The sequence below is a fragment of the Stenotrophomonas sp. PS02289 genome (genome assembly GCF_029960115.1).
GTDB lineage: Bacteria > Pseudomonadota > Gammaproteobacteria > Xanthomonadales > Xanthomonadaceae > Stenotrophomonas.
On the sequence record NZ_JASCOZ010000158.1, the window covers coordinates 1 to 10,021 of the forward strand.

At 65.7% G+C, this 10,021-nt stretch carries 9 protein-coding genes; 5 read left to right on the top strand and 4 right to left on the bottom strand.

Annotation, left to right across the window (positions count from 1 at the left end):
• Positions 1-61 precede the first annotated feature (61 nt).
• On the bottom strand, positions 62-2,095 hold the full coding sequence (locus QMX83_RS17330) for an NADPH-dependent 2,4-dienoyl-CoA reductase (protein WP_282297886.1): 2,034 nt from the start codon (positions 2,093-2,095) through the stop codon (positions 62-64).
• A gap of 95 nt (positions 2,096-2,190) precedes the next feature.
• On the bottom strand, positions 2,191-3,216 hold the full coding sequence (locus QMX83_RS17335; protein ID WP_282297887.1) for a zinc-binding alcohol dehydrogenase family protein: 1,026 nt from the start codon (positions 3,214-3,216) through the stop codon (positions 2,191-2,193).
• 371 nt (positions 3,217-3,587) lie between these two features.
• On the opposite strand from QMX83_RS17335, the gene QMX83_RS17340 reads away from it, so the two are divergent.
• From QMX83_RS17340 to QMX83_RS17355, 4 genes are all read left to right on the top strand, one after another.
• The gene (locus QMX83_RS17340) at positions 3,588-4,679 is read left to right on the top strand and encodes an OmpA family protein (RefSeq protein WP_282297888.1); all 1,092 of its coding nucleotides are present in this window, start codon (positions 3,588-3,590) and stop codon (positions 4,677-4,679) included.
• A gap of 178 nt (positions 4,680-4,857) precedes the next feature.
• A complete protein-coding gene (locus tag QMX83_RS17345; RefSeq protein WP_282297889.1) occupies positions 4,858-5,364 on the top strand; it encodes a hypothetical protein in 507 nt (168 codons plus the stop codon).
• 21 nt (positions 5,365-5,385) lie between these two features.
• Positions 5,386-6,207 carry a pseudouridine synthase gene (locus QMX83_RS17350; RefSeq protein ID WP_282297890.1) on the top strand — a complete coding sequence of 274 codons (822 nt, stop codon included), beginning with the start codon at positions 5,386-5,388 and terminating at the stop codon, positions 6,205-6,207.
• Between the two features lie 86 nt (positions 6,208-6,293).
• Positions 6,294-6,635 (top strand): hypothetical protein, encoded by a 342-nt coding sequence (locus QMX83_RS17355; RefSeq protein ID WP_282297894.1) that lies wholly within the window; start codon positions 6,294-6,296, stop codon positions 6,633-6,635.
• A 13-nt stretch (positions 6,636-6,648) separates the two neighbouring features.
• On the opposite strand, the gene kbl is transcribed toward QMX83_RS17355, so the two are convergent.
• Positions 6,649-7,863 (bottom strand): glycine C-acetyltransferase, encoded by a 1,215-nt coding sequence (kbl, locus tag QMX83_RS17360; RefSeq protein WP_282297891.1) that lies wholly within the window; start codon positions 7,861-7,863, stop codon positions 6,649-6,651.
• Positions 7,864-8,052: 189 nt separating this feature from the next.
• On the opposite strand from kbl, the gene QMX83_RS17365 reads away from it, so the two are divergent.
• Complete coding sequence (locus QMX83_RS17365; RefSeq protein ID WP_282297892.1) at positions 8,053-8,754, top strand: TorF family putative porin; 702 nt, start codon at positions 8,053-8,055, stop codon at positions 8,752-8,754.
• A gap of 102 nt (positions 8,755-8,856) precedes the next feature.
• Here the strand turns inward: QMX83_RS17365 and tdh are convergent, their stop codons facing one another.
• Positions 8,857-9,879, bottom strand: a complete 1,023-nt coding sequence (gene tdh / locus QMX83_RS17370; protein ID WP_282297893.1) for an L-threonine 3-dehydrogenase — start codon at positions 9,877-9,879, stop codon at positions 8,857-8,859.
• Between the last annotated feature and the right edge of the window lie 142 nt (positions 9,880-10,021).

The following is a 10,021-nucleotide window of genomic DNA, read 5'->3' on the forward strand; positions in this document are numbered from 1 at the left end:
CCCGCCGCTACCGGGATTTCCAGGTAGCGCACGACCGTTGGTCGTGCGGCCACCTGACGCGTTACAGCGTCGCTGCCAGGCGGCTGCCTTGGTTGATCGCGCGCTTGGCATCCAGCTCCGCGGCCACGTCCGCGCCGCCGATCAGATGCGCATCCACGCCTGCCGCCAGCAGCGCGGCATGCAGGTCGCGACGCGGTTCCTGACCGGCGCAGATCACCACGTGATCCACCGGCAGGGTCTGCTCCTGGCCGTCCACGCGGATGTGCAGGCCGCTGTCGTCCACGCCCAGGTACTCCACGCCGCCGAGCATCTTCACGCCCTTGGCCTTCAAGGTGGCGCGGTGGATCCAGCCGGTGGTCTTGCCCAGCCGTGCGCCCGGCTTGCCCGGGCTGCGCTGCAGCAGCCACACCTTGCGCGCGGGCGCTTCCGGCTGTGGGCGGGCGAGCGCGCCGCGTGCCTCGAAGCTGGGATCCACGCCCCATTCGGCCATCCAGCGGGCCGGGTCCAGCGCCGGCGAAGGACCTTCGTGCACCAGGAACTCACCGACATCGAAGCCGATTCCGCCGGCACCGATGATGGCCGCTTCCGCGCCCACTGTGACCTTGCCCAGCAGCACGTCCAGATAGGTCACCACCTTGGCATGGTCCGCACCCGGGAAATCGACCTTGCGCGGGGTGATGCCGGTGGCCACCACCACGCTGTCGAAGCCGGCCAGGGTGCTCACGTCGGCCACCGTGTCGAGCTTCACGGTTACGCCGGTGTCGTCCAGCTTGTGGCGGAAATAGCGCAGGGTCTCGTGGAACTCCTCCTTGCCCGGAATGCGCTTGGCCACGTTGAACTGGCCGCCGATCTCGCTGCCGGCGTCGAACAGAGTCACCGCATGACCACGTTCGGCCGCCACCGTGGCGCAGGCCAGTCCGGCTGGACCCGCACCGACCACGGCAATACGGCGCGGGGCCGGGGCACGGCGATAGACCAGTTCGGTTTCGTGGACGGCGCGCGGATTGACCAGACAGCTGGCGGTCTTGTTCTCGAACACGTGATCCAGGCAGGCCTGGTTGCAGGCAATGCAGGTGTTGATCGCGTGGGCGCGGCCGGCGCGCGCCTTGTTCGCCCATTCCGGGTCGGCCAGCAGCGGGCGTGCCAGCGACACCATGTCGGCCTGGCCATCAGAGAGGATGCGTTCAGCCACGTCGGGCATGTTGATGCGGTTGGTGGCGATCACCTGCACCTGCATATGCGGCTTCAGCTTGGCGGTGACGCCGGCAAAAGCCGCGCGGGGTACCGAGGTGGCAATGGTCGGCACACGCGCTTCGTGCCAGCCGATACCGGAATTGATCAAGGTCGCACCGGCCGCTTCAATGGCCTTGGCCTGCTGCACGATCTCTTCCCAGTTGCTGCCGTCGTCGACCAGATCGACCAGCGACAACCGGTAGATGATGATGAAGTCCGGGCCGCAGGCTTCGCGGATGCGGCGCACGATCTCCACCGCAAAGCGCATGCGCTTTGCTGCATCGCCGCCCCAGGCATCGGTACGCACGTTGGTGCGCGGCGCGATGAACTCATTGATGAGATAGCCTTCCGAGCCCATCACTTCGACGCCGTCGTAGCCTGCGTCGCGGGCCAGTCGCGCGCTGCGCGCGTAGTCGGCGATGTGCCGGTCAACGCCGCGTGTCGACAGCGCACGTGGCGTGAACGGATTGATTGGTGCTTTTTTCTTCGACGGTGCCACCGACAAGGGGTGATAGGCGTAGCGGCCGGCATGCAGCAACTGCAGGCAGATCTTGCCGTCGTGCTCATGCACGGCACGGGTCAACTGGCGATGCGGACCGACCTCCCAGGGCCAGGACAGCTTGCCGCCAAACGGCTTGAGCCAGCCGACCACGTTCGGCGCATAGCCGCCGGTCACGATCAGGCCGACACCACCGGCCGCGCGCTCCGCGAAATACGCGGCCAGGCGCGGGAAGTCGCGTGCGCGGTCCTCCAGGCCGGTGTGCATCGAGCCCATCAGCACGCGGTTGCGCAGTTGGGTGAAGCCCAGGTCCAGCGGGCTGAACAGATGAGGGTAGGCGGCGGATTCGGCGGCTGGCGACATGAAGATACGCTTGCGTACGGAAGACGCGCAGCGTGCCGCGAAAGGGCCTTGCGTGCAATAGGCGCGGCCTGGGCTCTGGTAGCGCCTCGGCGGCTTTACTCCCACCCGGCCAGGGTCAGCTTCCCAATCACGCTGCCGGCCTCCAACTGCCGGTGCGCCTCGCGCAGGTTCGCCGCATTGATCGCCCCCAGCGTGCCATTGGCGGTGCTGCGCAGTTCACCGGCATCCACCAGGCTGGCGACGCGGTTCAGGATGCGGTGCTGTTCGACCATGTCGGCGGTACCGAAACGCGCACGGGCGAACATGAACTCCCAGTGCAGGCTGATGCACTTGGCCTTGTAAGGATCGCCGATGCGCAGCGGTCCGCGCGGCTCCACGATCAGTCCGACGTGGCCCTGCGGGGCCATCAGCTCGCCGAGCACGTCCCAGTACGCGTCGGTGTCGGCCAGATTGAGGGCCACATTCACCGCGCTGATGCCCAGCGCCTGCAACTGCGGCGGCAGTGGCTGGTGATGGTCGATCACATGCTGCGCCCCCATGCGTCGGCACCAGTCCACCGATGCCGGGCGCGACGCAGTGGCCACCACGGTGAACCCGGCATGCCGCGCCAGCTGGATCGCCATCGATCCCACCCCGCCCGCGCCGCCGATCACCAGCAGGGTCTGGCCGCGGTGACGGCAGTCGTCGAAGTACAGCCGCATGCGGTCAAACAGCAGTTCCCACGCGGTCAGCGTGGTCAGCGGCAGCGCGGCGGCATCGGCGAAGTCCAGCGTGGTGGGCATGCGGCCGACCACGCGCGCATCCACGTGCTGCCACTGCGCGTTGCAACCCGGTCGCGTCACGTCGCCGGCGTAATACACCTCGTCGCCGGGCGCGAACGCGGTCACCTCCGGCCCAACGGCTTCCACCACGCCGGCGGCATCGAAACCCAGCACGCGGGGAGGCGCGTCGTCCGCCCGGGCGGCTCTGCGCTGTTTCGTGTCCACCGGGTTGACCGATACGGCGCGGACCTGAACCAGCAGGTCGTGTCCGCTGGGTTGGCCGGGATGCGGCAGTTCCAGATCCAGCAGGGCAGCAGGGTCGTCAATGGGCAGGGCGCGGGTCAGGGCAACGGTTTTCATGGAGCCTCCGGCAGCTGAAAATCGCATTCATCATACGACTACCGGGAAACCTGTTTATGCGCTGAATAAGCGCACGTCCGTGGACTGCACGATTTACTGTGGCGAGGCCTTGAAAACTCTGGAAAAGTGGCAAAACCCTTGTCGTTGTTGGGTCTTGCGCAACTTCATAAAGCTGTATAGGGTGCCCGCAGCTGGGCCGGGTAGAGGTCTGGCGGTCGTCTTCACATGTTACGCGGCTGTTAACATCGCCTTCACTCCCCTGAGCATAATGTTCGCGGCGGTGGCGTGCTGAATCCGCAGTCAGAAACGACGCAGTAGCGCTGGACCATGCCTCTACCGGTTTCATACCCCCGAACTAGGAGCTGTATTACATGAACAAGAAGATCCTTACTGCCGCGCTGCTGGGCGGTCTGGCCATGGCCCAGGCTGCGTCTGCGCAGGAGTTCGACGACCGCTGGTACCTGACTGGTTCGGCTGGTTTCAACTTCCAGGACAGCGACCGTCTGACCAACGATGCTCCGTTCGTGACCCTGGGTCTGGGCAAGTTCATCAGCCCCAACTGGTCGCTGGACGGTGAGCTGAACTACCAGAACCCGAACTTCGATTCGAACCAGGATCTGAACTGGAGCCAGTACGGCGCGTCGATCGACGCCCGCTACCACTTCATCCAGGAAGGCCGCGGCTGGAACCCCTACCTGCTGATGGGTCTGGGCTACCAGAAGTCGGAAGAAGAGTACCCGATCCTGGCCATCGACAGCCCGGCTGAGCGTAAGGACGGCAACTTCGCCGCCAAGGTCGGCGTCGGTCTGCAGACCACCTTCGAAAAGCGCGTTGCTGTTCGCGCCGAAGTGGCCTACCGCGGTGACTTCGACGACAAGAGCTACCACGCTCCGGACGAAAGCTGGTTCGGCGACGTGCTGGCCTCGGTTGGCGTCGTGATCCCGCTGGGCCCGCCGCCGGCTGCTCCGGTCGTGGCTCCGCCGCCGACCGCTCCGAGCTGTGCAGACCTGGATGACGACGGTGACGGCGTCAACAACTGCGACGACAAGTGCCCGGATTCGCAGCCGGGTCAGACCATCGGTCCGGACGGTTGCCCGGTGCCGGTCTCCATCGACCTGAAGGGCGTGAACTTCGACTTCGACAAGTCGACCCTGCGTCCGGACGCCGTGGCGATCCTGAGCGAAGCTGCTCAGATCCTGGTCCGTTACCCGGATCTGCGCGTCGAAGTCGCTGGCCACACCGACTCCAAGGGTACCGACGAGTACAACCAGAAGCTGTCCGAGCGTCGTGCCACCGCGGTGTACGACTACCTGACCAGCAACGGCGTTGCTGCTTCGCGTCTGGTCGGCCCGATCGGCTACGGCGAGTCGCGTCCGATCGCTCCGAACACCAACCCGGATGGTTCGGACAACCCGGAAGGTCGCGCCAAGAACCGTCGTACCGAGCTGAACGTCCAGAACTAAGTTCCGGCGTAAGGCTTCAGAAGCAGGGCCCGGCATTGCCGGGCCCTGTTTTTTTGTGCGCTGCGTAGAGAATCCGCAAAAAATTCAAGGTCTTGGCGTATTCATTGAAAGTGGGATCTTGTACGGCGTTTTGTCGCTGTTAAACTCGGTGCGTCGACCTTCTTCCTGGATGCACCCCATGCTGCGTATCGCACTGGCCGCCGCGCTCGGCCTGGCCCTGGTTCCCGCCGCCCACGCCGCCGTGGACTGCTCTGCCCAGGCCACCAGCGCCTCGCCGCTGCCGCTGCCGGCCACGGCCATTGCGCCGGTGGCGGACGAGTTCGCGATCCGCGGCTCGCAGCTCGGCATGCCGTCGGGCGTGCTGACCCCCAATTTTGATCAGCAGCAGTCGGTGGATCGCGTGCTGCAGCGACTGCGCATCGATGGTTGCCAGAACATCGCCAAGGCGATGCCGGGCGCACCCGCTGTGAACCCGAACGATCCGGCGGCCTACAAGCCCAAGACCGAATTCGACAACACCCCCTGGCGCTTCGACATGAGCCAGAACGGCAAGCGCATGACCGCCGAGGAATTCGACGCCTGGATGAAGGCGCGCGGCGTGCGCGTGGTGAAGGCGCGTCCGGCCCCGGCCGCCGCTGCGGCTCCGGCTGAAGCGCCGGCCGAGACCAAGCCGGACAAGAAGTAAGTCGCCGCGCGCGACAGAGCGATGCGCAGTTCCCGCCGCCCCCCTGCCGCGCCAACCGACCGCCCACGCCGCGAACCGCGGCGTGCGGCTGCTCCCGTCGCTGCGCCCCGGCATGGGCTGGCGCGGGTACTGTCCAAAGCCGGCGTGTGCTCGCGCCCCGCACCCCCCCGCGGGCTCGCCCCCGGCCCGGTGACGGTCGATGGCCGCACCATCAACAACCCCGAATTCCCCATCGTCGACGGCCGCCACCAGGTCAAGGTCGACGGCCAGCCGCTGGGCAGTGCCCGGCGCATCCACCTGATGCTCAACAAGCCGCGTGGACTGGTCACGACCGTCCAGGACGAACGTGGCCGCGATACGGTCTATCGATGCTTCGATGGAGCCGGGTTGCCCTGGCTGGCCCCGGTGGGGCGGTTGGACAAGGCTAGTGAAGGTCTCTTGTTGTTCAGCAACGACCCGCAGTGGGCCGCGCGCTTGACCGACCCGGCCACTGGGCCGGACAAGACCTATCACGTGCAGGTCGATGCCATCCCCGATGACGCACAACTGGCGGCGCTGTGCGCCGGCGTGGAGGATGCCGGGGAGTTCCTGCGCGCCCGCCGGGTGACGCTGCTGCGCAGTGGCGACAAGACCGCCTGGCTGGAAGTGGTGCTGGAGGAGGGGCGCAACCGGCACATTCGCCGCCTGTTGGCGGCCTTTGATATCGCCGTACTGCGTTTGGTCAGGGTAGGGATAGGGCAACTGGCCCTGGGGGCGCTGGCCAAGGGAGCCTGGCGCGAGCTGCAGCCGCACGAACTGGAATTGCTGGATGCCACGGCTGGACCCGCCGTGGCTGACACCTAGTGCGTGGCCCGCTGGGGAGCGGGCGCACCACCGGGCAATGGACGGCCTGCCTTTACAGACTGACCACTACCGGGAGAAGTGCCATGTTGTTCGTTGAAACCATCCGACCCCTGCTGCGTGGGGCCTGCATGCTGTTGCCGGCACTGGCGCTGGCCGCCTGCGGGGGCCACAAGCAGGCGGCGAAGGCGACCCCGCCGGTCACCGACAAAGTGGTGGAACTGAAGACGCCCGAGCTGGATGGGCGTGGCAGCTACCGCTTCCACATGAGCAACGGCGAGAAGCGCATGACCGCCGATGAGTTCGACGCCTGGATGAAGGCCAACGGCATCCGGGTGGCCAAGGGCAACCCGCAGGCCCGGCCGACGCCGAAGCCCGCCACCAAACCGGTGGTGGTGGCGAGCAAGGAAGGCAAAAAGAAGAAGAAATGACGCGCGTTGCGCGTCAGTTCTTCCCGATCACACCCAGCTCAACGCCAATCCGGGTAAACGCATCAATCGCGCGGTCCAAGTGCGCGCGGGTGTGTGCCGCACTGATCTGGGTGCGGATGCGCGCCTGACCCTTGGGCACCACCGGGAAGAAGAAGCCGATCGCGTAGATGCCTTCTTCCAGCAGGCGCTCGGCGAACTTCTGCGCCAGCGGTGCGTCGTACAGCATCACCGGGCTGATCGGATGCACGCCCGGCTTCACGTCGAAGCCGGCAGCGGTCATCTTCTCGCGGAAGTAGGCGGTGTTCTCCTGCAGCGTGGTGCGCAGGTCGTCAGCGGCGGCCAGCATGTCGAAGGCCTTGATGCCGGCGGCCACCACGTGCGGCGGCAGCGAGTTGGAGAACAGGTAGGGACGCGAGCGCTGGCGCAGCAGTTCGATCACTTCGGCGCTGGCGGTGGTGAAGCCACCCAGGGCACCGCCCATGGCCTTGCCCAGCGTGCCGGTGATGATGTCGATCTTGTCCAGCACGCCCTTCACTTCGGCCGAACCGCGACCGGTCGCGCCGAGGAAACCGGTGGCGTGGCACTCGTCGATGTGCACCAGGGCGTTGTACTTCTTCGCCAGTGCGGTGATCTCGTCGAGGGGGGCGATGAACCCGTCCATCGAGAACACGCCATCGGTGGTGATCAGCTTGGTCCTGCAGCCGGCGGCGTCGGCGGCCTGCAGCTGTGCTTCCAGGTCGGCCATGTCGCAGTTGGCATAGCGGAAGCGCTTGGCCTTGCACAGGCGCACGCCGTCGATGATCGAGGCGTGGTTGAGCGCGTCGGAGATGATCGCGTCGTTCTCGCCCAGCAGCGGCTCGAACAGGCCGCCGTTGGCGTCGAAGCAGGCCGCATACAGGATGGTGTCCTGCTTGCCGAAGAAACCGGCAATCTGCTGTTCCAGCTGCTTGTGCAGGTCCTGGGTGCCGCAGATGAAGCGCACCGAGGCCATGCCGAAGCCGTGGCTGTCCAGCGCGTTCTTGGCCGCCTGGATCAGGTCCGGGTGGTCGGCCAGGCCCAGGTAGTTGTTGGCGCAGAAGTTCAGCACGGTGCGGCCGTCGTCCAGGGTGATCTCGGCCGACTGCGGGCTGGTGATGATGCGCTCGGACTTGAACAGGCCCTGGGCGCGGATCGCCTCCAGTTCCTCAACGTAGTGCTGGGTGAGCGGGGCGTTCGCGGTGTCGGTCATGGCAGGCGGTTGCAGGTGCGGGAAACCACGATTTTACCTGCCCGCGCCAGATCCGGGGCCAGACCTGGACGGCCGGGGCAAGGACAGGGCACAAAAACGGTTGCGCATGTGATTGTTGCATCGCAATATCAATCAGGTTAAAAAACCGTAAACCCCGCTGCATCCACCCACGTCCCGGAGAGACCCCGCATGAACCACGCCACGCGCTGTACCGCCGCCGTTGTGCTCTGCGCCGCCTTGTTCGCCCCGTTTGTCGCCAGTGCCCAGGACGAGGCCGAATCTCCGTTCAGCTGGAACGTCACCGGCGTGTCCGACTACGTGTTCCGCGGGGCCTCGCAGACCGACGAGGATCCGACCGTGCAGGCCGGTTTCACCTATACCTCGCCGGTGGGCCTGTATGCCGGTGTGTGGGGCTCGGGCGTGGACTTCGGTCCTGATGGTCCGGACGCCGAAGTCGACTACTTCATCGGCTATGGCGTGGACATCACCGACAACGTCAACTTTGACGTGATGCTCAACCGCTATTCCTATCCGGGTTCGAGCGAGCTGGCCTACAACGAGCTGATCACCAAGACCACGTTCGCCGAGCACTACAACGTCACCGTTGCCTACAGCAACGATGTCTGGAACACCGACACCAACGGCTGGTACTACGCGTTTGGCACCGAGTGGACGCTGCCGCAGGACTTCGTGCTGACCGCGAACGTCGGCCGCAGCACGTTCGATGAGGACGTGGCCAAGGATTACACCGACTGGAACATCGGCGTCAGCCGCACCTGGGGTCTGTTCACCCTGGGCCTGGGCTACTACGGCACCGACAGCCGCGGCGATTACAACTTCGGCAAGAACGCCGATGACCGCGTGGTGTTCACCGTAAGCGTCGGGCAGTAAGACATCCGCACATCGGTAGCGCCGGCCGTTGGCCGGCCCTCGCGGTCCATCAAAGAAAAAGGCACCCAATGGGTGCCTTTTTCGTACCGAAGCGTTTGCGCCTCAATTCCAGCTCAGAACCACCTTGCCGGCCTTGCCTTCTTCCATCAGGTCAAAACCCTTCTGGAATTCATCGATCGGCAGCTGGTGGGTCATCACCTTGCCCAGCGGGAAGCCGCTCAGCACCAGCTGGGTCATCTTGTACCAGGTCTCGTACATCTTGCGGCCGTAGATGCCCTGCACGGTCAGACCCTTGAAGATGATCTTGTCCCAGTCACAGCCGGCCCCCTTGGGCATGATCCCGAGCATGGCGATCTTGCCGCCGTGGTACATGCAGTCGAGCATGTCGTTGAAGGCGCGCGGATTGCCGCTCATTTCCAGGCCCACGTCGAAGCCCTCCATGTGCAGTTCCTTCATCACGTCCTTCAGCGAGGTGTTGGCCACGTTGACCACGCGGGTCGCGCCCATGTCGGCGGCCAGCTTCAGGCGGAAGTCGTTGACGTCGGTCACCACCACGTTGCGCGCACCGATGTGCTTGCAGATGCCGGCGGCGATGATGCCGATCGGACCGGCACCGGTGATCAGCACGTCTTCGCCGATCACGTCGAACTCCAGCGCGCAGTGCGCGGCGTTGCCGTAGGGGTCGAAGAAGGCGGCCAGTTCGGACGGGATCTGGTCCGGAATCGGCCACAGGTTGCTGGCCGGCATGACCATGTATTCGGCGAACGCACCGTTGACGTTGACGCCGATGCCGACGGTGTTCGGGCACAGGTGCGGGCGACCGCCACGGCAGTTGCGGCAGTGGCCGCAGACGATGTGGCCTTCGGCCGAGACGCGCTGGCCGACTTCATAGCCGGTGACGGCCGAACCCAGCTCGGCGATGCGACCGACGAACTCGTGGCCGATGGTCAGGCCCGGCTTGATGGTGCGCTGGCTCCAGTCGTCCCACAGGTAGATGTGCAGGTCGGTACCGCAGATGGCGGTCTTCTCCAGCTTGATCAGGACCTCGTTCGGGCCCGGGGTCGGGACCGGCACTTCTTCCAGCCAGATGCCCTTGGCGGCTTCGCGCTTGACCAGGGCTTTCATTGTTTGCTGCGCCATCGGGGTGGAGCTCGTCAGGGGGAAAGGCGGAATTATAAGGGGGCGAGGGGGAGTGGGATGTTGCAGTGCACCCCGATCGGTAGCGCCCGCCGGTGGGCGGCCCCGGGGGGGTTTATGCTGGGTGGTT